This window comes from Streptomyces sp. NPDC050988 (genome assembly GCF_044456225.1).
GTDB lineage: Bacteria > Actinomycetota > Actinomycetes > Streptomycetales > Streptomycetaceae > Streptomyces.
Genome location: NZ_JBITFQ010000001.1, coordinates 147,734 through 171,354 on the forward strand (window position 1 = coordinate 147,734; position 23,621 = coordinate 171,354).

Here is a 23,621-nt window from a genome sequence, read left to right on the forward strand (position 1 = left end):
GGCTAGTGGGCCGGTCCGTGACAGCGGACAGCAGACAGCAGACAGCAGACAGCAGACAGCGCAAGATCCTGGTAGGCGGACAGTTCGGGTCCTAGCTGGTGGACAGCTCATCTCCCTAGTAGTTGGGCCATCCGTGGACGTTCCGAACGCCAATTCCGAACAGATGATCCCTCCGGGGATTTGCTCGTGATTGCCCATCACATATGAGCGAGTCCTCCCGGAGGGATCGTGAAGAAGAATGCCAGGGAAGTCATGCAGATCTTCGAGGCGCTGGACGCGACCGAGTGCGTGTACTCGGCGGCTCAGCTGGGCGGAGTCGACCCGAAGACGGTGCGGAGATACGCACGGATGAGGGACGCAGGGCAGTCCTTGGACGCTCCGTCGGTACGCACGAAACTGATCGACCCGTACATGCCGAAGATCGAGGAGTGGGTCGAGCGGTCACAGGGCAGGGTCCGCGCGGACAAGCTGCACGAGCGTCTGGTCCTGCTCGGCTTCGCCGGGGATGAGCGCACGACGCGGCGGGCGGTGGCCAAGGCGAAGGAACGCTGGAAGGCCGGACATCGCCGCACGTATCGGCCGTGGATCACCGAGCCGGGCTTGTGGGCCCAGTTCGACTGGGGGCAGGGCCCGAAAGTGCCTGGTCCGGGCGATGGGGAGCCGCGCGAGACGCTGCTGTTCTGCGCCTGGCTGGCGTGGTCGAGGTTCCGGGTGGTGATCCCGACCTGGGACCGCACCCTGCCGACGGTGATCTCGTGTCTGGACTCGGCACTGCGGCAGTTCGGTGGCGCGCCGACCTACGTGCTCACCGACAATGAGCGCACGGTCACCGTCGACCGGGTCGCCGGTGTCCCGGTCCGCCATCCGCAGGTGGTGGCCGCGGGCCGGCACTACGGGCTGCAGGTTCATACGTGTGTCCCGTTCGATCCCGAGTCCAAGGGCGGCTCGGAGTCGACGGTGAAGATCGCGAAGGCGGATCTGGTGCCGACCGAGGAAAATCTGCTGGATCAGTACGCCAGCTTCGCGGAACTGCGCACCGCCTGCGCCGAGTTCGGTAAGAAGGTCAACAACCGGATCCACCGAGAGACCGGCAAGACCCCCGCCTCGATGCTCGACATCGAGAAGGTGCGGCTGCACCCGCTGCCCGCCGGTCCCCACACGCTCGCGCTCGGTGAATCGCGGCTCATCTACACGGATCAGACGGTCCGCTTCGGCTCGGTGCGCTACTCGACGCCGCCGGGCCTGGTCGGCCAGGAAGCATGGGTGCGGGTCGACGGCGACGAACTCGTCGTCGTGGCCGATCTCTCCCACCTGATCCGCCGTCCGACCTGGCTGCACGGCCCGGCCGGACTGACCGAGGTGGCTCGGCACCAGATCGCCCTGCCGGGACGGCTCGTGATCGAGCCGGCCCACTACCCCAACCACCCGCAACGGCTGGACGGCTCGCCCCGCCCACCGAAACCCAAGCCATCCACCGAAGCCGAGGAAGCCTTCCTCCGGCTTGGACCGGGCGCCGAGTCCTGGCTGATCGAAGCCTCCGCCCGAGGGGTCACACGGATCCGCGCCAAGATGGCCACCGCCGTCGAGCTCGCCGCGCTGATCGGTGTCGGCGAGGTCGACCTCGCGCTCGGCCTGGCGGCGACCGCGGACCGCTTCGAGGACGAAGCCCTCATGTCGATCGTCCGGCACCGTCGGCACGGATTCCGCGCCGATGACCTCGTCGTCGCCGACGAGGCCCACTCCGTCCAGCCGGGCACCTCCGTCTGGGCCGACTTCGGCCGCACCAACAACGGCCCCGATCAAGGGAGTTCTTCATGAACGACACCGCGGTACTCGACCCCGCGTCCATCCCCGCCATCACCCCGCCCGGACTTCTCCCGCTGGCGCCCGCGGCACCGCCGATTCCGGCCGAACTCGAAGCCGTCCTCAAGCGAATGCGGTTCCCCTACCTGCGAGACGCCGCCCCGAACATCCTCGCCACCGCCCGCTCCCAGAGATGGGACCCCGCCGAAGTCGTCCGCGTCCTGCTCGAAGAAGAGATCAAAGGATGCGACGCCGCCACCAAACGCAACCACCGCAAGCAGGCGAACCTGCCCACCGGCAAGACCTTCGGCTCCTGGAAAGAAGAGCTCTCCTCGATCCCGGCCCCGACCCAGCAGGCACTGATGACACTGGAATGGGTCCACCGCGCAGAGAACCTCACGGCCGCGGGCCCCTCCGGCACGGGCAAGAGCCACTTCGCCGAGGCCCTGGCCCCCAAGGCGATCGAACAGGGCATGCAGGTCGCCTAGTTCACCCTCGAATCGCTCACCGCCCACCTCGGCAAGGCCACCGTCGACAACACGGTCGCCAAGGCCGTCGCGAAGATCACCCGCTGTCATCTCATCGTCATCGACGACATCGGCATGCTGCCCTGCGGCCCGGCCGCCGCCGAGGCGTTCTAGCGCGTGATCGATGCCGCCTACGAGCGCCGTTCCGTGCTTGTGACCAGCAACCTTCATCCTTGGGATTCGATTCGATCATGCCGAAGACCTTGGCCACCGCCGCTGTCGACAGGCTCCTGCACCATGCTCACGTTGTCCTGACCGAGGGTTCCTCGCTCCGGCTGACCCAGGCCACCAGCGGCCAGGGCGTCGTCCCGCTCAACCAGCCGGACTGACGCCCAAGTCGCCTAAAGAGCAGGCTCGGGCAGCGAACCGAGATGCTCAATGACCCGCTCGCGCAGGAGGAGGTACTCGTCCCAGCGGCGCAACGGGCCCGGCGGACGCTCGACGACCCAGCCCTCGGTGACCGTTTGGCCGCGCTGGAACTGCTCACGCGTCAGGTCTATCTCGACATCGCTGGGCAGCCGGTTCCACATGTGGAATCCGTGCTGGACTCCGTCGAGGTGCACTTCGCCGGCCATGAGGTCGCCGCCGAAGATGTCATGGACGATCAGGGCCGTGATGTCGCAGTGGCCCCAGGCCGGATTCTCCGACTGCCAGCCCGAGCGAGCAAGGTCGTCCGGAGAGCAGGTGTCAGCGGCCCAGCTGGCGCGCAGGGCGCGGTCCAGATCGATCAAGTTCCAAGGGATCATGCCGGCAGCATCGCAGTCACCACTGACATCGAGCTCCATCCGAGGGACGAAAAGTCATACCGCGCAAGGAGATCAGCTGTCCGCCCACAAGGAGTTCAATTGACCGCTCACCCGGGTCGGTGTTCGGGGGCACGCCCGCGAGACCGTCCATGGGGCATACGAATACCGAGGTCGGAAAGGCGCCGACCATGGACGAAGAAGCGTCGGGTCCTCAGCTGTTGGGGAACGGAACCTTCGTGAACTGTTCGGAGATCTGCCAGATGCGCTGGGCCTCCTCTGCGCTGCGAAGGCGCGAGTAGAGCTACAAGAAGTTGCAGTTGCTGTCCGTCACAAGAGCGCAGGCGTTGCGCTGAGGGGCTCCGCCTCCGGAGGACGACGTGGGGCCGTGGATAGCCGGCCCAGAAATCCCGGTGTGGTCGGACCCGGTGCGGTCGGACCCGAGGCGGGGTCCGGCCCCGGTCCCGCTCACCCGGCACAGCCACTGTCAACAACGCTCGCGGTCAGTACCCCTTGGTCTCGCGGCCCCGCAGCATGCCCAGTTCCGTGGCGCGGGCCGCGGCCTGCCGGCGGGTCCGGGCGCCGAGTTTGTCCAGTACGGCGGAGACGTGGTTGTCGACCGTGCGGACCGACACCACGAGCCGCTCGGCGATCTCGGGGTTGGTCAGGCCCTGGGCCAGCAGCCGCATGACCTGGAGCTGGCGCTCGGTGAGGCCGGCGGGGTTGTCGCGGGTCGTGGCGAGCGGGCCGCGCGGGATGTGTCGCACGCCGAGCTGCCGCAGTTCGCCGCGGACCAGGCGTGCCAGGGGCTCGGCGCCCAGCGCGTCCAGACCGGCGAGGGCCGTGAGCTTGTCGTCCGGGTCCGGGCTCTCGGCGAGGGCGGCGGCATCCTCGTACGGGCAGCCGGCCGCGCGCCAGACCTCGGCCGCCTCGCGCCAGCGTCCGGCGGCCTGGAGCGCGTACGGATGGTCCCAGGTGTCCGCCGGTACGGGACTGCCGGCCTTGGTGAGCCAGTAGCCCAACTCGGCCACGTGCGGCATGGCGGACAGGCGGCGGGCCTCCGCGAAGACGTCACCGGCGACGGCGACCACTGCCGCGTGATCGCCCCGGAGCCAGGCCGCCTCGGCACGGGCGACCGCGACCGGCCCGGTGCGCTGCAGTTCGCGGGTGCGTACGGCGATCTCCCAGGCCTCGTCGAGCAGTTCCTCCCCGCCGTCGCGGCCGCGGCGGACGCGGACCCGGGCCAGCACGGTCAGCGCGGGGCAGCGGGCGGGCACGAAGTCGTGGGCGCCGATCTCGGCGTGCCGCTCGGCGTCGTCCCAGGCCGCGGCGGCGAACCGGCGCAGTGCCATCGCGACATGAAGGTAGCTGAGGAAGCCGACGTGTTCCGCCCGGTCCGCCAGTGCCATACCGGGTGCCAGGAAGCGGTCGGCCTCGGTGAACTCGAGGCGCTGGAGCAGGGTCCAGATGAGGTTGGCGTACGAGCGGCAGGCGTGCTCGACCTCGCCCGCGGCCAGCGCGACCTTCAGGCTCTCCTCCAACTGGGCGCGGCCCAGCGGGTCGCCGGTGCGCCAGCGGGCGGAGCCGACGTTGTTGAGGGCGTGGGCGAGGATCGCGTCGTCGCCCGTGCGGCGGGCCAGGACGATGGCGCGCTCGCCGAAGTCGATGGCCAGGGCGGAGCGTTCGGAGAGCATGTGCAGTTGCGAGGTGTTGCTGAGGGCCAGCGCGAGCAGCCGGTCATCGCCCGCTTCCTCCAGTACGGCGATGGCCTCGCGCGCGGCACTCTGTGCCTCGTCGGCGTTGCCCGCCCACCAGTGGATACGGGACAGCCAGCGCAGGTCGGCGCCGAGCGCCCGGGTGTCTCCGAGGAACCGGCGCAGCGCGACCGCGTCCCGCTCGGCGTCGACGGCGGCCGCGGAGTCGGCGATGGTGTAGCTCTCGACGGCGAACCGCTCCAGCAGATCGGCGAGTTCGGCGGCCTCGAAGCGGTCGCGCTGTCGCAGAACGAGCCGCAGATGGGCGGCGGCCTCGCGGTGTGCGCCCGCGCCGGAGGCGTCCCGGGCGGCGTCGGGACCGTACCGCGCGATGGCCTCCTGGTCGCCGGCCTCCGCCGCGTGGTGGACGACGCGGGCCGGGTCGGAGCCGGACTTCGCGACGAGCGCGGCGAGGACGTGACGGTTGAGTTCGATGCGGCGTGCGGCGGGCAGCGAGTCGGCGACTGCCCTGCGTATCAACTCATGGCGGAAACCGGCCCGTTCGGGTGTCACGGTGAGCAGTCCGCGCTGTTCGGCGGCGGCCAGTTCGGCCACGCCGTCCGTGAACAGCGCGTCGACGAGGGGCCGTTCCACGGCGGACGGGACCACGGCGAGCTGTTCCAGCGCGTCGCGGGTGCGGTCGTCCAGGCCGCGCAGCCGGGCGAGGACGGCGTCGACGACGGTCGGCGGGACCCCGCCGGTGCCGCCTGCCGCAACGACCTCGGCGACGAAGAACGGGTTGCCCGAGGTCACCTCGTACACCTCCGCCGGGTCCAGGCGGCTGACCGCGCTCAGCTGCCGCACGGCGCCCGCGGAGAGGCGGGACAGCGGGAGGCGGTGCACGCGTTCGGCCCGGGAGACCTGGCCCAGGAGGTGGTGCAGGGGGTGGCGGCGGTCCAGTTCGTCGTCGCGGTAGGTGAGGACCAGGAGGGCCGGGAGGCGTTCCACCCGGTGCACCAGGAACCGCAGGGCGTCGAGCGAGGCCTCGTCGGCCCAGTGCACGTCCTCGACGACGAGGACCGCCGGGTGCGGGGCCGCGGTCAGCTCGGCCCGCAGGGCGTCGTACACCCGGGGCCGGTCACCGCCAGTCGTGAGGGCCCGGGCCAGTTCGGCGCCGACGCTGCCGACGAGGTCACGGAAGGGGCCGAGCGGCCGTCGCGTCGCGAGGTCGTCGCACTCCCCCACCAGGACGCGGGCCTTCTCCGGCAGCACGGCCGGCATGGCCTTCACCAGGCTCGACTTGCCGATACCCGCCTCGCCGAAGACGAGCGCCACCGACCCGGCTCCGTCGGCCGCGTCCCGCGCGGCGACGGCCAGCTGATCCAGCTCGTCGTCTCGTTCGAGGATCCCCCAATCCACGCTGTGATTCTGGCACGCGCCGGGCCGTTCCGGTCGGTCCCGACCCACTTCACCGTGCGGGGACGCGGGCGGCCATGCCTTCCGGCCCGGCCGGAGACACCGGTCCGCGACCTCACACCCCCCAGCGGCACCGACGGCCACACCATGCACGCCTCTTGAAGCCCGGCAGCCGCTCTGCATAGGATCGTCCACAGTCGAAATGAATCGTTTCAAAACCCGCATCGCATCGTCACCCGCATCCATGCACGCCTGTACGCAACCAAGGGGCCCCAGATGACCAAGGGTTGGAATCGCCGCGCCTTCCTCCGCACGTCCGTCGCCGGAGCGGGCGCCTCCGCCGCTCTGGGTTCCGGGGCCGTCGAGACCGCCGCCGCGTCGGCGGGGACGGGCGCCGACGCCTCAGGGGCCCGCCGCCTGCGGATCGAGCGCACGACCGTCGAGTACGCCGAGACACTGCTCGGCACCGAGGTCGAAAAGCCCAGACTGACCTGGGAGTTGGCCGCCGAGGGGCGCGGGGCACGGCAGACCGCGTACCAGGTGAGAGTGGCGTTGAGCGAGAAGGGTCTGCGTCAGGGGCGGCGCACGGTCTGGGACTCCGGGCGGGTGGCGTCGGACCGTACGGTCGGAATCGTGTACGACGGCCCGGCTCTCCATCCTCGCACCCGCTACCACTGGCACGTCAGGGTCTGGGACGGCGACGGCCGACCGTCGGCGTGGAGCGCTCCGCGCTGGTGGGAGACGACGCTCCCGAAGGATGCCTGGGAGGGCTATTGGATCGGTGCGTCCGCCCCGCAGAAGCCGCCGACGTTCGACAGCGCTTCCTGGATCTGGTCGGCCGGGGGCACACCCGTCGGGTCCCGCTGGTTCCGTGGCGCGTTCACACCGCCCGCGGGCGCGGAGATCCGCAAGGCCACACTGCTCGCCACGGCCGACGACGACTTCACCCTGTATCTCGACGGCGGGCAGGTCGTGCACCAGCCCGAGGAGACCGATGCCTGGCGGCGGGGCCATCTCGTCGACGTCACCGAGCAGGTGCGTGCGGCCGGGTCCGGGCCGATCGTGGTCGCCGCGCGGGCGACGAACCGCGGCAGCTCCGACAATCCCGCAGGTCTGCTCGTACGGCTCATCGTGGAGACCGGAACGGACCCGGTCGACCTGGTCACGGGTAAGGGGTGGCGCTCCGCCGAGACCGAGCAGGAGGGCTGGCAGCGGCCGGAATTCGACGACAGTGCGTGGCCCGAAGCGGCCGTGCTCGCGCCGTACGGGCAGGGTCCTTGGGGCACAGGCGTGTCCCTGGCGTCGAACGAGCTGCCGGCGCCGCTGCTGCGACGCGAGTTCTCCATCTCGAAGCCGGTGGCACGCGCTCGCCTCTACATCAGTGGCCTCGCCTACTACGACGCGGAGATCAACGGCAGACGCGTCGGCCGCCAGGTCCTCGACCCGGGCTTCACCGACTACGACGAGACCGTGCTGTACGCCGTGCACGATGTGACGGATCACCTCCGTCGGGGCACCAACGCGATCGGAGTGACCCTCGGCCGAGGCTTCTTCGGCATGAAGACATTCAACGTGTGGCACTGGGACAACCCGCCGTGGCACGGCGAGCCGCGGCTCCTCGGCCAGTTGGAGATCGACCACCCGGACGGTTCCCGCACCACGGTCGCCTCGGACGACCGGTGGCGGATCACCGAGGGCCCGACCCTCTCCAACTCCCTGTACGCGGGCGAGACCTACGACGCGCGCAAGGCACCCGTGGCGGCGTGGAGCCGCCCCGGATTCAACGACGGCGGCTGGCAGAAGGTCCAGCGCCAGGAAGCCCCGAAGGGCACCCTGCGCGCGCAGCCGCACGACCCCATCGAGATCGCCGAGACCGTACGCCCGGACTCCATCAAGGAGTTGACCGAGGGCGTGTACCTCGTCGACATGGGCCGCACGATGGCCGGCTGGACACGGCTGACCGTGAAGGCCGACGCCGGGACGACGGTGCGGCTGATCCACGGCGAGAAGCTGAAGGCCGACGGAAGCGTCCACGCCCAGACCGAGCACGTACCGGGACGGTTCCAGACAGACGAGTACGTGTGCGCGGGCGGCGGCGCCAAGGAGGTGTGGGAGCCCAAGTTCTCGTACAAGGGCTTCCGTTACGTGCAGATCAGCGGGCTGCCCGCGAAGCCGGAGCCGTCGCAGGTGCTGGGCCGTGTCGTCCACACCCGCGTGGCGTCGACGGGTACCTTCTCCTGCTCCGAGCCGTTCTACGAGCGGCTGGAGGGGGCGATGCGGCGCACGGTCCTCAACAACCTGCACGGCATTCCGACGGACACACCGATGTACGAGAAGAACGGCTGGACCGGTGACGCGCAGCTGGGCGCGCCCGTCATGACGTACGCGCTCGGGGCGCACCGCTTCCTGTCGAAGTGGCTCGGTGACCTGAAGGACAGTCAGAATGCCGCCGGGCAGCTGCCGGTGATCGTGCCGAGCGGCGGCTGGGGCTACAACGAGCTCGCGCCGGCGCCTGAGTGGACGACGGTGTACCCCTTCCTGCTGCGGGAGATGTACCGCGTCTATGGGGACGAGCGTCTGGCCCGTGACCACTGGGCGCCGCTGACCCGCTACCTGGACTGGGAGCTCGCCCGGCTCCAGGACGGACTCGCGGTGACCGCCCTGGGCGACTTTCTGCCGCCGGGCTACGGCGGCAACCCGCCCGAGGACACCCGACTGACCGCGACGGCGTATCTGCACCGGGCGCTGATCGGCACCGCGGAACTGGCGGACCTGCTGCGCGACGCCGAGGTCGCGGACCGCTACCGCAAGGCCGCGGGCGGGCTCAAAGACGCGTTCAACAAGACCTTCCTGGGCCCGGACGGTCACTACCGCACAGCGAAGGACCCCGAATACCGGCAGACCAACAACTGCATTCCACTCGCCTTCGGGCTGGTCCCGCCGGGCGCCCGGGCCACGGTCGTCGACTCGCTCCTCGCCGACATCAAGCAGCGCGGCAACCATCTCAACACCGGTGCGCTCGGGACGAGTGTGCTCCTGCGCCAGCTGTCCGCCCAGGGCCACCCCGAGGTGGCCCACGCGATCGCCATGCAGCGCACGTACCCGAGTTGGGGCTACTGGTTCGAGAACGGCGCCGACACCATGTGGGAGATGTGGCCGCTCGACTCGCGCTCCCGGTCCCACTACTTCCAGGGCACGGTCGTGCAGTGGCTGTACGAGAACGTGGCCGGGCTGCGCCCAGGGGACGCGGGCTACCGGACCTTCACGGTCCGCCCGGACGGCCGTACGGGCGTGAACTGGGCCCGCACCTCGGTCCGCACGGTGCGTGGCGAGGCCTCGGCCGCGTGGTCGGTCGTGGACGGTTCGACACGGCTGTCGGTGCGGGTGCCGGTGGGTTCGACGGCCGAGGTGTACGTGCCCGCGGCGAGCCGCTCGGCCGTGAAGGCGCCGGGCGGGGCGGGGTTCGTACGGGTGGAGCCGGGCTTCGTGGTGTATGAAGTGGCGCACGGCGGCTGGGAGTTCGTGGCCCGGGTCCGGGCCGCCGGGTGACGTGGGGCGGCGGCCAGAACGGGGGCCGGTGACCGCGGCCGGCCCCGGACCGAGAAGGGCGTCGACGTGCGGCTCAACACCCGTACGTGGGGTTCCGGCGACAGGAGCGCCGTGCTCGTCCACGGCATCATGTCCGACTCCCGCACCTGGCGGCGGGTCGGACCGGCGCTCGCCGAGCGCGGGTACCGGGTGGTCGCGGTGGGTCTGCGCGGGCACGGTGCGTCGCCTCGCGGCGAGTACAGTCCCGCGCTCTTCGCCCGCGACCTCGTGGACACGCTGACCGGTCGGGCCGACGTGGTCATCGGGCACTCCCTGGGCGGACTCGCGCTCTCGCTGGCCATCGACCGGCTGCGGCCGTGCCGGGCGGTGTACTGCGACCCGGTCTGGGCGACGTCCTCGCCCGACCGGCGGGTGAACGCGGCCGCGTTCGTCGCGGGCAAGCACGCGACCCGCGAACACATCGCCCGGCTCAACCCCCGCTGGGAGGAGGCCGACGTCAACGTATGACTTACGCGGGGCGGCAGTTGGAGCCAGCGGCTCCGCCGCCCGTTCCAAGACGCCGTCCGTTCCAGGACGCCGCCCGTTCTAGGACGCCGTGCGGGATTCCAGGTCGTTGCGGGTGTCGTTGCCGTAGACGCCCGACTCGTCGCCGCGGATTCCGTACCAGAGTTGGAAGCGGGCCACCGCCGCGGTGAGGGTGGCGTCGTAGGTGCCGGTGGCCGTGCCGCCCTCGTAGACGTTGGGGATGCGGAGCAGTCGTTCCTGGAGGTCGGTCACCTCCGGGCCGCTGTCGCCCTCGCGGAGGGTGCCGGCGCCGTCGGGGTCGGTGGCGGGCTGGGACGGTGCCGGGGCCGACGACGCGGCCGGGGGCGGCGCCTGGGCCTTGTCGTCGGTGGCGTCGCGGTCCCAGGTGAGCAGCAGGGCCGCGCTGAATCCCGCCAGGGCGGCGGCCACCGCGGCGATGGCGACGGCCGTGCGGCGGAACAGGGACGTACGGCCGTGGGCCGTCATGCGGGCGACCTGGCGGCCTCGTGTGTCGCCCTTGTGGTCCTCGTAGCTGTCGAAGTCGCCGATGTACGGCGGCAGTTCCTGGGTGTCGTCCTCCGCCGTCCGGGGCAGTGCGGCGGTGTCCGCTCCCGGGACCGCGACGACCTCGTACCCGTCGTCCAGGTCGCGTTCCCTCTCCTGGACCTGGCGCACCAACTCGGACAGGGCTCCGGACCGGCGGCGGCGCATGACGTGGGTCGGCTCCAGCGCCGACCGGTTCGGTGGCAGTTGTGGGTCGGACGGTGTCGACAACCTGCTCTCCCTCCGGGCGGTACTGAGGAGTGATACGGGTACCCCCGCCCGGAAGTTCAACAGCGGCCCGCCGAGTTGACCGCCCCTGGGCGGGGCACCGCCCGAACGAGGCCGGTTCTCTCGACGGGACCGCGGACCGGCTGCCTGATGAAGCCGACAGCCGGGTGGGCTCCTCCGCACGTCAGTACGTCAGTACGTCGTACCGGCGGAGCCCACCCGGCACCCGTTAGCGGTTCATCAGCGCGAACACGCCCCAGCCCAGGTACTCACGCTGGTACCGCACGTGGCGTACGGGTCCGGTGGCGAGGTCCGCGCGCATCTCGTCCGCCATCTCGTCGTCGGGATGCGCGTCCAGCCAGCGCCGGGTGTTGAGCCACTGCGCGGCCACGTACCGGTCCCAGCTGTCCTGGTCGGCGAGGACCATCTCCACCACGTCGCAGCCGAGCCGGCCGAAGAGTTCGAGCAGCTCGGGGAGCGGGCGGTAGTCGTCCTTCGTGGTGGCGTAGCAGCCTTCGAGGGTGGCCTGGTCCTGGGGCTCGCGCCGCCAGTACGGCTCGCCGATCAGCATGATCCCGCCGGGGGCGAGGCTCCGCCGGAGCAGCTCGACGGTGCCGGCCGCCCCGTCACCGATCCAGGTGGCACCGAGGCAGGCCGCCACGCCGACGGGTTCGTCGGCGACATGACCGGTCGCGTCGCCGTGCCGGAAGGCGACCCGGTCGGTGACCCCCAGCTCCGTCGCCCGGGAGCGCGCCGCGGCGAGGAACTCGGTGCTGATGTCCACTCCGGTGCCGGTCACCTGGTGGTCGCGCGCCCAGGTGCACAGCATTTCGCCGCTGCCGCAGGCGAGGTCGAGCACGCCCGTCCCGGGTGCCAGGCCGAGGGCCCGGCCCAGGATGGCCAGCTTCTCGCTGGTGAACGGGTTGTGAATGCGATGTCCGCTCTCGCGGATGGTGAAGCTACGTGGAAGATCCACTTCTGGGATTCCTTCGGTCCGAGGAGGTCGTGGTGGCTGAAGTACGCAGCCCGTCGTACGCGGCCGCGCTCATCCGGACCGTCATCTCCAGCACCTCGTTCGGTAGGCACACCATCACTCGGACCGGGCGAGGCTAGATCCGCCCGTCCGGCCCTGTCCAACGGATTTTTGCCGCCTCGGCAACAAGGGCGGGCAATCAGATGACAATGAAAATGATTGTCGATAACGTGTGCGTCGGTCACGTCGTCCGCGCCCCGCCATGGGGTACCCCCGGCGTGCCCGGAACCTCAACCGGCGTGCGCGAAAGGGGAGTTGTGGCTCATCTGTTGGTGGTCGAGAGCTGGGTCGGGTCGATGAGCAGACTGCTGCCACGGGCGATCCGGGAGGGCGGTCACGAGTTCACGTTCCTCACCCGCGATCTGCACCACTACCTGCGCTCCGCACCGGAGGGCACGGCCCACCCCCTGCTCGCGGCCCGGAATGTACTGACCGCCGACACGAACGACGTCGACACCCTGTTGCCGGAGATCGAGCGCCTGCACGGGGCCCTCCGCTTCGACGGGGTGGTCACGTCCTGCGACTACTACCTGCCGACCGTGGCCCGGATCGCCGCCCGGCTGGGCCTCCCCGGTCCCACCCCGGAATCGGTGGAGAACGCCTGCCGCAAGGACACGACCCGCCGCGTCCTCGGCGAGGCCGGCGTTCCCGGCCCGCGCTTCGCCGTCTGCGCCGACCGGGCCGAGGCGGAGGAGGCCGCGCGTCGGCTCGGCTTCCCGCTGGTGGTCAAGCCGGTCGACCTGTGCGCGGGCATGTTCGTGCGGCGCGTGGACGACGAGCGCGAGCTGACGGCTGCCTGCCGGGCGATCGCCGGTTTCCCGGTCAACGCCCGCGGCCAGGCCCGGGCGCCCGTCCTCCTGCTCGAAGAACTCCTCGACGGGCCCGAGGTCAGCGTGGAGACCGCAACGTTCGACGGTACGACCCATGTGGTGGGCGTGACCGACAAGAGTGTCGGCGGAGCGCCCGCGTTCATCGAGACGGGCCACATGTTCCCGGCCGCGCTCACGACCGCCGACACGGAGGCCGTCCAGGACACCGCTGCACAGGCGATCAAGGCGCTCGGCCTCGACTCCGTGGTCGCCCACACCGAGATCAAACTGACCGCCGCCGGTCCACGCCTCGTCGAGGTCAACCCCCGCCCGGCCGGAAACCGCATCACCGAGCTGATCCGGCACGTCACCGGACTCGACCTGGCCGCAGCCTGCGTCGACGTGGCCCTCGGCCTCTCCCCCGACCTGCGCCGGAGTGACACAGGGCTGCGCAGCGCCGCCGTCGGCTTCCTGGTGCCGGACACCACGGGGACGCTGGAGGCGATCGACGGATCCGAGCAAGTGCGGGGTGCCCAGGGCGTGTTGGAGGTTCAGCTCGCCGAGCCGGGGCGAGCGGTCAAGGCCGCCGGCAGCAACAACGAGTACCTCGGGCATGTCATGGCGGGCGACGCCGAGGGGCTCGGCGCGCGTGCCCGTGTCGAGTCGCTGTTGTCCGGGCTGCGGCCGCGGGTGAGCGCCCGATGAGCGCGGCGGCCGGCGCGGAGGCAGCGGTTCCCACGGTCCGGGACAAGACGCCCCCGGCCTCGTACGACGACCTGGTGAGCCGTGCCCTGGCCGGCCGGCTCGGCCCGGACCCCCGAACCCTGCGCATCGCCGTGGCGTTCACCACCAGCCAGGTCGTACGTCATGACGGGCGCCGCGGCGGATATCGCAACGAGGTGCTCAGCCTGCGCCTCGACCGGGCCGTCGGCTCGTGCGCGGTCGAACCTGGGGCGCTCTCCGAGGACGCGGTGGACGACTGTGTCGGCGCGGACGTGGCCCGGCTGCTGAATCATCCGCTGACACCGGTCAGGGTGGCGGCGCTGGACGCGTATCTGATGCACGTCACCCCCCACACACCCGAGAACGGGGCACTCCCCCGGCCGCTGCCCGCCGGCAGTTCCCTGGAGAAGTCCCGGGCACGCGCGAAGACCGTCGTCGAGTTGCTGGACGTGCGGCCGGGACAGGCCGTGCTCGTCGTCGGTGTCGTCAACTCCCTTCTGGAGGCGCTCCGTTCACGTGGTGTCCCGTACATACCGTGCGATCTCAAGGGCGGCCGGACGGAGTGGGGCGAGCCGATCGTGACGGACGCGCTCGCCGAACTCGACCGCTGTGATGCCGTGTTGGCGTCCGGCATGACGCTCGGCAACGGGTCCTTCGAGCCGTTGCGGGAGCATGCCCTGCGCGTCGGCAAGCAGTTGGTGATGTTCGCGCAGACGGGAAGTGCCGTCCTGCCGCGTTTTCTCGGCTCCGGGGTGAGCGCGGTGTGCGCGGAGCCGTACCCCTTCTTCTGGCTAGACGGCGGTCCGGGTGTCATCCACCGCTACGGACACGGACTTGGGCACGGACATGGACGCCCGTCCGACCACCCTTCCGACCACCCGGAAGGACATCGCGACAGCTGTACGGAGGCCGCGCTGTGACAACGGCCGCGCTGCGTCCCCTCACCGCCAACCCCGAGCTGCTCGCGCTCCTCGGCCGCACACCGCTGGCCCGGGTGACCACCGATCTGCCGTGCCCCCATCCCGGTTTCTGGGCCAAGCTCGAAGGGCTCGGCGCCGGTGGCATGAAGGCGCGGGCCGCCGTGTCCATGCTCCTCGGCGCCCGGGAACGGGGTGAACTGCGCCCCGGCGCACCGGTGGTGGAGTCCACCTCGGGAACGCTCGGAATCGGTCTCGCCTTTGCCGGACAGGCTCTCGGGCACCCCATCGTGCTGGTCGGCGACACCGAACTGGAACCGTCCATGCGGCAGTTGCTGCGCACCTACGGGGTCCGTCTGGAACTCGTCGACCGTCCGGCGGCTGTGGGCGGCTGGCAGGCGGCACGGCTGGCCCGGCTGCGGGAGCTGCTGGCCGTACTGCCGGACGCGTACTGGCCCGATCAGTACAACAACCCGGACAACATCGCCGGGTACGCCTCGCTCGCCGCCGAACTCGCCACGCAGCTCGACCACTTGGACGTGCTGGTGTGCAGTGTCGGCACGGGCGGTCACAGTGCCGGAGTGGTGGGACCGTTGCGCAGGCACTGGCCGGGGCTGCGCCTGATCGGTGTGGACGCCACCGGCTCCACCATCTTCGGCCAGCCCGCGCGGCCCCGTCTGATGCGCGGCCTCGGGAGCAGCATCCATCCACGCAATGTGGCGTACGAGGCCTTCGACGAGGTGCACTGGGTCGGCCCGGCCGAGTCCGCGGACGCCTGTCGACGCCTCGCGCGCGGGAGTTTCGTCAGCGGCGGCTGGAGTACCGGCGCGGTCGCGCTGGTCTCGGCATGGGCCGCCCGTGTCCATCCCGGGGCCGTGGTCGCGACCGTCTTCCCCGACGGGCCGCACCGCTATCTCGGCACGGTCTACGACGACGACTTCGCCGCCGCCCACGGCCTCGACCCGGCCGACGCCGCCACCCGGCCCGTCGAGATCCCGCATCCGCAAGCCGTCGAGGCCACCGGCTGGGTCCGCTGCACCACGGTCACCGACCCCCTGCACACCCCCTTGGAAGGGAGCCCGTGAAGGCCACCCTGCGCACCGTGCGGCTCACCCTCGCCGAGCCGCTGCGCATATCCCGTTCCACGATGGCCGCCCGCGACGCCGTCTGGTTCACGGTCGGGCACGAGGGCCTCAGCGGCCATGGCGAGGCCGTCACCAGCATCTACTACGGTCACGACACCGCCGAACTGGAACGGCAGTTGTACGAGGCCGGCCTGGATCTGGGCCGCTTCGGCGACCCGGAGAGCGCGCTGCGGGAGCGGCCCGCGGGCGACAGGCCCCCGGCGGTGACCGCGGCCGTCGAGGCGGCGCTGCTCGATCTGTGCGGCAAGCGGTCCGGTGTCCCCGTGCACCGGCTGCTCGACGCGAAGAGCGCCCGGACCACTCCAGGCACTCCAGGCACTCCGAGTGCTCCGGTTGCTCCGAGCGCCCGGACCGCCCGCACCATCGGGATCGTCCCCTCCGAGCGCGCGGCCGCGCAGGCCCGCTCGCTCGCGGACAGCGGCTTCACCGTCATCAAGGTCAAGGCGGGTGCCCCGGACCCCGAGGACGACCTCGACCGCGTACGAGCCATCGCCTCCGCCGCGCCCCGGGCCCGGCTGCTCCTCGACCCCAACGGCGCCTGGACGTCCACCGAGGCCCTGCAACTGCTCCCGCGTTACGCCGAGTTGGGTGTCGAGGCCGTGGAACAGCCCGTTGCACCCGGTGATCCGGAGGCCCTGGCGCGGCTGGCCGAGCATTCGCCACTCCCCCTGATCGCCGACGAGGACGCCGTCACGTACGAGGACGTACGCCGTCTCGCGGGCCGGGTGCACGGCGTGAACGTCAAGCTCGCCAAGTGCGGTGGTCCGTACGCGGCCCTGCGGATCGCCGAGTTGATCGCGGGCAGCGGCACCGAGCTGATGCTCGGCTGTCTCACCGCCAGCACGCTCGGCCTCGCGCCCGCCGTGCATCTCGCCGACCGCGCCCGCTGGGCCGACCTCGACGGACATCTGCTGCTCGCCGACGACCCGTGGGCCGGGATCGGGGGCACCGACGGCGTCGTACGGGCGAATGAACTGCCCGGGCTCGGCGTACGGAAGAGGCGGGTGGGCCGTGAAGACGCTGCATGAGATACGTGGCTTCTCGCCGGCGATCCGGCTTCTCCTGATCAACCAGCTGGGCGTCAACACCGGTTTTTATCTGCTCATCCCGTATCTGGCGACGCATCTGGGCGAGGACCTGGGCATGTCGGCGGCCGTCGTCGGGATCGTGCTCGGGGTGCGCAATCTCAGCCAGCAGGGGCTGTTCCTCATCGGCGGATCGGCCGCGGACCGGCTCGGGGCGCGCGGCGTGATCATTGCCGGGTGTGCGGTGCGTACGGTCGGCTTCGCGCTGTTCGCGCTCGGGGACGGGCTCGGCGTGCTGCTCGCCGCGTCCGTGCTCAGCGGGCTCGCCGGGGCGCTGTTCAACCCGGCCGTGCGGGCCTACCTCTCGCAGGAATCCGGTGAGCGCAAGGCCGAGGCGTTCGCGCTGTTCAACGTCTTCGCGACCACCGGTGCGCTGATCGGCCCGCTGCTCGGCAGTGTGCTGCTGCTCTTCGACTTCCGGGCCTCCGCGCTCACGGCCGCCGGGATCTTCGCGGTACTGACCGTGGCGCAGGCACTCGTGCTGCCGGCGCGGGCGGTGCCGAAGAGCACGGGCGGCGTGCTCGCGGACTGGCGCGAGGTGGCGGGCAACCGCGCGTTCCTCGCCTTCTCGCTCGCCATGGTCGGCATGTTCACCCTGGAGAACCAGCTGTATCTGCTGCTGCCCGACGGCGCCCGCCGCGCCACCGGCTGGGACGGCGCCGCCGGACTCGTCTTCCTGGTGGGCACGCTCGCCAATCTCGCCCTGCAGATGCGCCTGACGCGGGCCCTGAAGGACCGCGGCCACCAGGCCATCGGCGCCGGACTCGCTCTCATGGGCCTGGCCTTCCTGCCAGCGATGCTGGTGTCGGGGGCCCCACCGAAGCTGTGGCACGCCGTGCCCGTGCTCCTCGGCGTCCTGTTGCTCTACGTCGGCGTCATGGTCGCCCAGCCCTTCGTCATGGAGCTGATCCCCGGATTCGGACGGCCGGAGCTGACCGGCACGTACTTCGGGATCTTCTACATGGTGTCCGGGATCGCTGCGGCGGTCGGCAACACGGTCGTCGGCTGGGCCATGGACACCGGGGACCAGCGGGGAGCTTCCTGGCTGCCCTGGGCCTGCTGCCTGGTCTTCGGCCTGGTGTCGGCGGGCGGGGTCACCTGGCTGCGTCGGCTCAAGGCGCTGCCCGAGCGTCCCGTGCCCATGGGGGCGACGGTATGACGAGCGGGAATCTGCTGACCGACAACCCCGAGCTGTACGAGGCCCGGTTCCCCGATCCCGAGCGGCTGGCCGGGCGGTGGGCCGAGGACTGCCTGCGGCGGTACGCGGCCGGTCCGAGAATCCTCGATCTGGGCTGCGGAACCGGGCGGGACGCGGCCCAACTGCACACGTCCGGGCGCACGGTCGTCGGGGCCGACCTCTCCGAGGCGATGCTGGCGTACGCCCGCGACCGGCACCCCGGCCCGGAGTACGTCCGCGCCGATCTGCGGGACTTCTCGCTCGGAGTCTTCGACGCCGTGGTGTGTCTGGACAGTTCGCTGCTGTACTGCCACACCAACGACGACCTCGACGGCTTCCTCGCCTCCTGCCGCCGGAGCCTGACACCCGGCGGGCTGCTCGTCGCCGAGATGCGCAACGGCGCCTACTTCCTCGGCCGCGCCGACCTGTTGAACACACCGAAGGTCAACGCCTTTGCCTGGCAGGGGACTTCGTACCGGTCGACGACCACGCTGTACGTCGACCGCACCGCGCAACTCCTGCGGCGTACCCGCGTATGGACGGCCGACGACGACTCGGCTCCCGTCGAACAGCGGTCGGCATGGCGGCTGCTCCTCCCGCTGGAGCTGCGGCACTTCCTGACCTCCCACGGCTTCACGGTGCTCGCGCTGCACGACGGTCCGGGGCCGCGCACCAAGCCGCCGTGGCAGGAGGGCGACCTGCCCGGGACGGCGGCCGAGGCCGACCGGCTGCACGTCGTGGCCCGACTCGACGCCTGACCGCACCGCCCATCCCTGCCTCATCCGCTTCATCCACCTCACACAGCAAGGACATCGTCATGCGGGAATACCCCGGCCTCCGTCGTAGAGGCTTCCTCGCCGCCGCCTCGGGTATGGGCGCCCTCGCGCTCGTCGGCTGCGGCGCCTCGGACAACGACTCCGGATCAGGCTCGGGCAGCGGGAGCGACGGGAAGCCCCGGCCCGGCGGGCGGCTCCGGGCCGCCTTCGCGGGCGGCGGTGCGAGCGAGACGCTCGATCCGCACCTGGCCAACCTCTTCGCCGACGCGGCCCGCGCCAAGGCGCTCTTCGACAAGCTCGCCGACTACGGCGACGACCTCTCCGCCCAGCCTCGCCTGGCCTCCGGCTGGGAGCCGAACGCGGGCCTGGACCGCTGGAAGGTCACCTTGCGCAAGGCGGACTTCCACGACGGGAAGCCCGTCACCGCCGACGACGTCCTGTTCAGCTTCCGCCGTATCGCCGACCCCGAGAAGGCGTTCCGCGCAAAGGCGTCCCTCGAACCCATCGATCTGAAGGCGAGCCGGGCCGTCGACGAGCGGACCGTGGAGTTCGTTCTCAAGCGGCCGACCGCCGAATTCCCCAATGTGCTGGCCGCGTTCGGCGCGTACATCGTGCCCGAGGGGACGTCCGACGCCGACTTCGACAAGAAGCCGGTCGGCTCCGGGCCGTTCCGCTTCGGCTCGTTCGCGCCGGGCCGCTCTGCGGTCTTCCGGCGCAACGACGCCTACTGGGACGGCGCCCCGCACCTCGACGAAGTGGAGTTCGTCGTCGCCAACGAGGAGTCCGCGCGGGTGAACGCCCTTCTCGGCGGGCAGGTCGAGTACGCCCACGAGCTGAACCCGACCACCGCGCGCGCCCATGAGGGCAAGGGCCAGATCGAGATCGTACGGCTGCGGAACAGTGCCATGCAGGCCTTCGCCATGAAGACGGACCGGCCGCCCTTCGACGACCAGCGGGTCCGGGAGGCGTTCTTCCTGATCGCCGACCGCCAGGAACTGATCGACGGCGCGCTGTCCGGGGCGGGCGCGGTCGGCAACGACCTGTTCGGCAAGGGGTACGAGTACTACGCGGACGGTCTGCCGCAGCGTGAGCAGGACCTCGACCGGGCCCGCTCCCTCCTCAAGAAGGCGGGCGCGGAAAAGCTGAAGGTCACGCTGGACACGTCGGCGGTCGCGGCCGGGTTCACCGAGGCCGCCGGCATCTTCCGTGACCAGGCCGCCAAGGCCGGTGTCACCGTGGAGGTGAAGATGGGCAGCAAGGACTCGTACTGGGCGGACATCCTCGACTCAGGAACCCTGTGCTGCTACCGGTCGGGGGCCATGCCCATCGAGTCGCACATCTCGCAGCGGCTGCTCACCGACTCCACCACCAACGCCACCAAGTGGCACCACAAGGACTTCGACGCGCTCTACCACCAGGCGCAGTCCACGAAGGACGAGACGGAACGCGCCGCCGTGTTCGGGCGAATGCAGCGCCGACTGTACGCCGAGGGCGGTTTCCTGGTCTGGGGGTTCGCCGACTGGATCATCGGAACGGCCCGTACGGTCAAGGGAGTTGAGCGGACAGCGCCCGCGAACTCGCTCGGCTGGGCGCGGTTCGACAAGGTCTGGCTGGCGTGAGCGGACTGGGCTCGTGGGCCGCCCGGCGGCTGCTGCTCGGTGGCGCGCAGACCGTGGCCGTGGTGGTGCTGGTCTTCGCGCTCACCGAGGCGCTGCCGGGCGACGCGGCGGTGGCACTCGCCGGGGACCAGCCGGATCCGGCGCGGATCGCTGCCATCCGCGAGGCGCTGGACCTGGACCGGCCCGCGTACGAGCGGCTCGCCGACTGGGCAACTCGCCTGCTACACGCGGACTTTGGGGACTCTCTGACATCCGGGCGGCCCGTCTCCTCGTACATATCCGACGCCTTCGGGCCCACCCTGCTCCTCGCCGGGCTCACGGTCGCGTTGCTGGTGCCGGTCGGGGTCGGGCTCGGGGTGCTGGCCGCGCGGTACGAGGGGCGGTTCGTGGACCGGCTGATCAGTTCGGTGACGCTCGGGGTGTACGCGGTGCCGGAGTTCGCGTTCGGGGTGCTGCTGGTGACGGTGTTCGCGCTGCGGCTCGGCTGGCTGCCGCCGACGGCGGTCGGCTACGGCACGGATCTGCTGGGGCATCCGGCCGCGCTCGTGCTGCCGGTGCTCGTCCTGCTGTCCCGGCCGGTCTGTTCGCTCTCCCGGCTGGTGCGCGCCGGGATGATCGACGCGCTCGCCTCGCCTTATGTCGCACAGGCCCGCCGGTACGGGATCCGGGGCGCCCGAGTGCGATACGCGCACGCGCTGCCGAACGCGATGGCGCCCGCCGCCCAGCAACTCGCCCGCACCGTCGACTGGTTGTTGTGCGGAGTGATCGTCGTGGAGGCACTCTTCGTGATTCCCGGACTGGGGACTGTACTGATGAACGCCGTCGCCGAACGGGATGTGCCGGTGGTGCAGGGGCTGGCTGTGATCTTCGGGGTGATCACCGTGGTGCTGAACCTGGGGGCCGATCTCGTCGTCCACCGGTTCGCGCCACGGGCGGAGGTGGCCGCGTGAGGAGACGGGGGAAGTGGCTGCCGTCGGGGCGCTTCGCGTTCGGGACGGCGCTGGTGTGCGTACCGCTGGTTCTTGCCCTGTTCGGGCCGCTGTTCGCGGGTGAACCCGGGCCGCGGGCCACCTCGTTCATGCTCGGCGACGGGCACTGGCTCGGCACGGACTTCGTGGGGCGTGACGTGTGGCGGCAGGTGCTGTTCGGCGGCCGGCCCGTGGTGGTCGTGGCGCTCGCGGCGACGACGCTGGCCTATCTGGTGGCGCTGCCGGTCGGGCTGATCAGCGCGCTCACGCACCGGACCTGGTTGGAGGAGGTGCTGATGCGGCCGCTGGACGTGCTCCTCGCCGTGCCGTCGCTGTTGATGATCCTGCTTGTCGCGTCCGTGTTCTCGCCCGGCGCGGCCGGTCTCGCCCTGCTGGTCGCGCTCGTCAACATCCCGGACGCGGCGCGTATCGTGCGCGCCGCCGCGGCGGATGTGGCCTCGCGTCCGGCGGTGGAGGCGCTGCGGATGCAGGGCGAGTCGTGGTGGCGCGTCGCCGTCGGGCATGTCGGCCGGTCGATCCTGCGGCCGCTCGCCGCCGACGCGGGGATACGGCTGACGGGCGTCCTCTATCTGGTGGCCACGGCCGCCTTCCTGGGCATCGGGGTGGCCCCGGACGCGGCCGACTGGGCGGTGATGGTGGACCGCAACCGTACGGGGCTGTTCGTTCAGCCGTGGGCCGTGGTCGTCCCGGCACTGCTGATCGTGACGCTGACCATGGGATGCAATCTGCTCTTCGACGCGCTGCTGAGCGCCGGCCGGGATGTCACTACGGAACGGGTTGTCGTTCGTCGTGGCGTCGGTGTGCGTGATCGAGTGAAGGAGACGCGGCCGTGGGCAAGTTGACCGCGGTCGCGGAGATCGAGGGGCTGACCGTGGAGATCGGCGGGCGGCGCATCGTCGACGGGGTGAGCCTGCGGGTTCTGCCCGGGAGGGTGACCGCGCTGGTGGGTGCGTCCGGCAGCGGGAAGACCACGACCGGGCGTGCGCTGCTCGGCGAATTCCCGTCGGGCGCGCGGGTGACCGGCTCCGTACGGGTGGACGAGGCCCTCGTCGGTTACGTCCCGCAGCATCCGGCGTCGGTGCTCAACCCCGCGCGGCGGGTGGGTGCGCTGCTGTACGACATCGCGCGTGGCCAGGTGCGCGAACTGCCTCGCCGTGTCCGCCGGACCGCGGCACGGAAGCGCGTCCTGAATGCCTTGGAGGCGGCTCAACTGCTTGATGGCGCACGTCTGTCGAGGCGCTTCCCGCACCAGCTCTCGGGTGGCCAGCAGCAGCGTGTCGTCCTCGCGCAGGCTCTGCTTCTCGGGGCACGGGTCGTCGTCGCAGACGAGCCCACCACTGGGCTGGACGCGCTGACGAAGCGACGCGTGGTCGACGAGCTGGCGGCGGTCGCCGCGAGGGGCGTCGGCGTCGTCCTGCTCAGCCACGACCTGGAGACCGTACGCGCGCTCGCCGACGAGGTGCTCGTCATGCGGGACGGCCGGGTCGTGGAGTCCGGGCCGACGGAACGGGTGTGGCTCGCGCCCTCGCATCCGTGGACACGTGAACTCCTCGCGGAGCAGCCGACGTTGAGGGGCGACGCATCGGCAAGGTCGGACGCGCACACCGTGCTGCGGGTCCGCGGTCTTCGAGCCCGGCACCGCGATGTCGAGGTGCTGCACACGCCGGAACTCGCCCTGCGCACCGGTGAATGCCTCGCAGTACTCGGCCGCTCGGGCAGCGGAAAGACGACGCTCGCCCGTTGCCTGGCCGGACTCCATCGCACGTACGAAGGGGAGGTGCTCCTCGACGGGGTCACGCTGCCGCGCAGCCTGCGCGACCGTGCGCGGCATCAACTGGCCGCCGTGCAGTATGTGTTCCAGGACGCGCGTGCCTCCTTCGACGACCATCGGCCGGTGCTCGACCAGGTGGCGCGAACGGCGGTTCGGCTCCGTGGGGTGCCCCCTCGGGATGCGCGAGCCGAGGCGGCTCTGGTGCTCAACAGCCTTGGCCTGGCGGAGGAGTTGGCCGATCGCTGCCCTGGCCGGCTCTCCGGTGGCGAACTCCAACGGGCGGCACTGGCCCGGGCCCTGCTCGCACGGCCGCGGGTTCTGGTGTGCGACGAGATCACCTCCGGGCTCGACACGATCACCCGACGGGGCATCCTCGACCTGCTCGCCGGACTGCTGCGGGACCGCGACGACCTGTCCCTCGTACTGATCACCCACGACCTGGACACGGCCCGACTCGCTTCCAGGATCGCGGTGTTGGACGCCGGGGAGGTGGTCGAGCAGGGGGCGGCCGAGGACATCCTGATGGAGAAACGGCCGGGTTAGCCGGCG

At 71.1% G+C, this 23,621-nt stretch carries 16 protein-coding genes and 2 pseudogenes; 14 read left to right on the forward strand and 4 right to left on the reverse strand.

Translation table 11 applies throughout. From position 1 onward, the window contains the following. Nucleotides 1-252 precede the first annotated feature (252 nt). A complete protein-coding gene (gene istA / locus ACIBEI_RS00665; protein ID WP_398885029.1) occupies nt 253-1,818 on the forward strand; it encodes an IS21 family transposase in 1,566 nt (521 codons plus the stop codon). Continuing rightward, nucleotides 1,815-2,659: pseudogene (locus ACIBEI_RS00670) on the forward strand (ATP-binding protein). Before istA ends, ACIBEI_RS00670 begins: the two are co-directional and overlap by 4 nt. 12 nt (nt 2,660-2,671) lie before the next feature. Here the strand turns inward: ACIBEI_RS00670 and ACIBEI_RS00675 are convergent. Beyond that, nucleotides 2,672-3,076, reverse strand: a complete 405-nt coding sequence (locus ACIBEI_RS00675) for a hypothetical protein (RefSeq protein ID WP_398883644.1) — start codon at nt 3,074-3,076, stop codon at nt 2,672-2,674. Nucleotides 3,077-3,576: 500 nt separating this feature from the next. Next, a complete protein-coding gene (locus tag ACIBEI_RS00680) occupies nt 3,577-6,186 on the reverse strand; it encodes an ATP-binding protein (protein WP_398883646.1) in 2,610 nt (869 codons plus the stop codon). Between the two features lie 273 nt (nt 6,187-6,459). Here ACIBEI_RS00680 and ACIBEI_RS00685 point away from each other — a divergent pair, with 273 nt between their 5' ends. Together ACIBEI_RS00685 and ACIBEI_RS00690 are read left to right on the forward strand one after the other, a co-directional pair. After that, a complete protein-coding gene (locus ACIBEI_RS00685; RefSeq protein WP_398883648.1) occupies nt 6,460-9,732 on the forward strand; it encodes a family 78 glycoside hydrolase catalytic domain in 3,273 nt (1,090 codons plus the stop codon). 66 nt (nt 9,733-9,798) lie between these two features. Further along, nucleotides 9,799-10,236, forward strand: a pseudogene (locus ACIBEI_RS00690) (alpha/beta fold hydrolase); the annotation flags it as partial. A gap of 81 nt (nt 10,237-10,317) precedes the next feature. On the opposite strand, the gene ACIBEI_RS00695 reads toward ACIBEI_RS00690, so the two are convergent. Both ACIBEI_RS00695 and ACIBEI_RS00700 read right to left on the reverse strand, forming a co-directional pair. Continuing rightward, nucleotides 10,318-11,031 (reverse strand): peptidoglycan-binding protein, encoded by a 714-nt coding sequence (locus ACIBEI_RS00695; RefSeq protein ID WP_398883650.1) that lies wholly within the window; start codon nt 11,029-11,031, stop codon nt 10,318-10,320. A 226-nt stretch (nt 11,032-11,257) separates the two neighbouring features. Next, nucleotides 11,258-12,004, reverse strand: a complete 747-nt coding sequence (locus ACIBEI_RS00700) for an SAM-dependent methyltransferase (protein ID WP_398883652.1) — start codon at nt 12,002-12,004, stop codon at nt 11,258-11,260. Nucleotides 12,005-12,318: 314 nt separating this feature from the next. On the opposite strand from ACIBEI_RS00700, the gene ACIBEI_RS00705 reads away from it, so the two are divergent. Genes ACIBEI_RS00705 through ACIBEI_RS00750 form a run of 10 tightly spaced genes read left to right on the forward strand, consistent with a single transcriptional unit; the run spans nt 12,319 to nt 23,615 of the window. Continuing rightward, on the forward strand, nt 12,319-13,575 hold the full coding sequence (locus ACIBEI_RS00705) for an ATP-grasp domain-containing protein (RefSeq protein ID WP_398883654.1): 1,257 nt from the start codon (nt 12,319-12,321) through the stop codon (nt 13,573-13,575). Next, complete coding sequence (locus ACIBEI_RS00710; RefSeq protein WP_398883656.1) at nt 13,572-14,513, forward strand: Rossmann-like domain-containing protein; 942 nt, start codon at nt 13,572-13,574, stop codon at nt 14,511-14,513. Before ACIBEI_RS00705 ends, ACIBEI_RS00710 begins: the two co-directional genes overlap by 4 nt. After that, nucleotides 14,510-15,595 carry a PLP-dependent cysteine synthase family protein gene (locus tag ACIBEI_RS00715; protein ID WP_398883657.1) on the forward strand — a complete coding sequence of 362 codons (1,086 nt, stop codon included), beginning with the start codon at nt 14,510-14,512 and terminating at the stop codon, nt 15,593-15,595. Before ACIBEI_RS00710 ends, ACIBEI_RS00715 begins: the two co-directional genes overlap by 4 nt. Then, nucleotides 15,592-16,683: a mandelate racemase/muconate lactonizing enzyme family protein gene (locus ACIBEI_RS00720; protein ID WP_398883659.1), complete on the forward strand. Its 1,092-nt coding sequence runs from the start codon at nt 15,592-15,594 to the stop codon at nt 16,681-16,683. The genes ACIBEI_RS00715 and ACIBEI_RS00720 overlap by 4 nt, the downstream gene beginning before the upstream one ends. After that, nucleotides 16,667-17,899, forward strand: coding sequence for an MFS transporter (locus ACIBEI_RS00725; protein ID WP_398883660.1), 1,233 nt, complete (start codon nt 16,667-16,669; stop codon nt 17,897-17,899). The genes ACIBEI_RS00720 and ACIBEI_RS00725 overlap by 17 nt, the downstream gene beginning before the upstream one ends. After that, nucleotides 17,896-18,675 carry a class I SAM-dependent DNA methyltransferase gene (locus tag ACIBEI_RS00730; protein WP_398883662.1) on the forward strand — a complete coding sequence of 260 codons (780 nt, stop codon included), beginning with the start codon at nt 17,896-17,898 and terminating at the stop codon, nt 18,673-18,675. The genes ACIBEI_RS00725 and ACIBEI_RS00730 overlap by 4 nt, the downstream gene beginning before the upstream one ends. 59 nt (nt 18,676-18,734) lie before the next feature. Beyond that, nucleotides 18,735-20,312: an ABC transporter substrate-binding protein gene (locus ACIBEI_RS00735; protein WP_398883664.1), complete on the forward strand. Its 1,578-nt coding sequence runs from the start codon at nt 18,735-18,737 to the stop codon at nt 20,310-20,312. Further along, nucleotides 20,309-21,262 (forward strand): ABC transporter permease, encoded by a 954-nt coding sequence (locus ACIBEI_RS00740; RefSeq protein ID WP_398883666.1) that lies wholly within the window; start codon nt 20,309-20,311, stop codon nt 21,260-21,262. The genes ACIBEI_RS00735 and ACIBEI_RS00740 overlap by 4 nt, the downstream gene beginning before the upstream one ends. Next, nucleotides 21,259-22,143 carry an ABC transporter permease gene (locus tag ACIBEI_RS00745; RefSeq protein WP_398883667.1) on the forward strand — a complete coding sequence of 295 codons (885 nt, stop codon included), beginning with the start codon at nt 21,259-21,261 and terminating at the stop codon, nt 22,141-22,143. Before ACIBEI_RS00740 ends, ACIBEI_RS00745 begins: the two co-directional genes overlap by 4 nt. After that, nucleotides 22,131-23,615: an ABC transporter ATP-binding protein gene (locus ACIBEI_RS00750; RefSeq protein WP_398883670.1), complete on the forward strand. Its 1,485-nt coding sequence runs from the start codon at nt 22,131-22,133 to the stop codon at nt 23,613-23,615. The genes ACIBEI_RS00745 and ACIBEI_RS00750 overlap by 13 nt, the downstream gene beginning before the upstream one ends. The last annotated feature ends 6 nt before the right edge of the window (nt 23,616-23,621 follow it).

What these genes read in the sequence shown, in the direction of transcription:
- istA (WP_398885029.1), top strand. Translation starts at nt 253, where the DNA reads ATGCAGATCTTCGAGGCGCTGGACGCGACCGAGTGCGTGTACTCGGCG.
- ACIBEI_RS00675 (WP_398883644.1), bottom strand. Translation starts at nt 3,076, where the DNA reads ATGATCCCTTGGAACTTGATCGATCTGGACCGCGCCCTGCGCGCCAGC.
- ACIBEI_RS00685 (WP_398883648.1), top strand. Translation starts at nt 6,460, where the DNA reads ATGACCAAGGGTTGGAATCGCCGCGCCTTCCTCCGCACGTCCGTCGCC.
- ACIBEI_RS00710 (WP_398883656.1), top strand. Translation starts at nt 13,572, where the DNA reads ATGAGCGCGGCGGCCGGCGCGGAGGCAGCGGTTCCCACGGTCCGGGAC.
- ACIBEI_RS00730 (WP_398883662.1), top strand. Translation starts at nt 17,896, where the DNA reads ATGACGAGCGGGAATCTGCTGACCGACAACCCCGAGCTGTACGAGGCC.
- ACIBEI_RS00735 (WP_398883664.1), top strand. Translation starts at nt 18,735, where the DNA reads ATGCGGGAATACCCCGGCCTCCGTCGTAGAGGCTTCCTCGCCGCCGCC.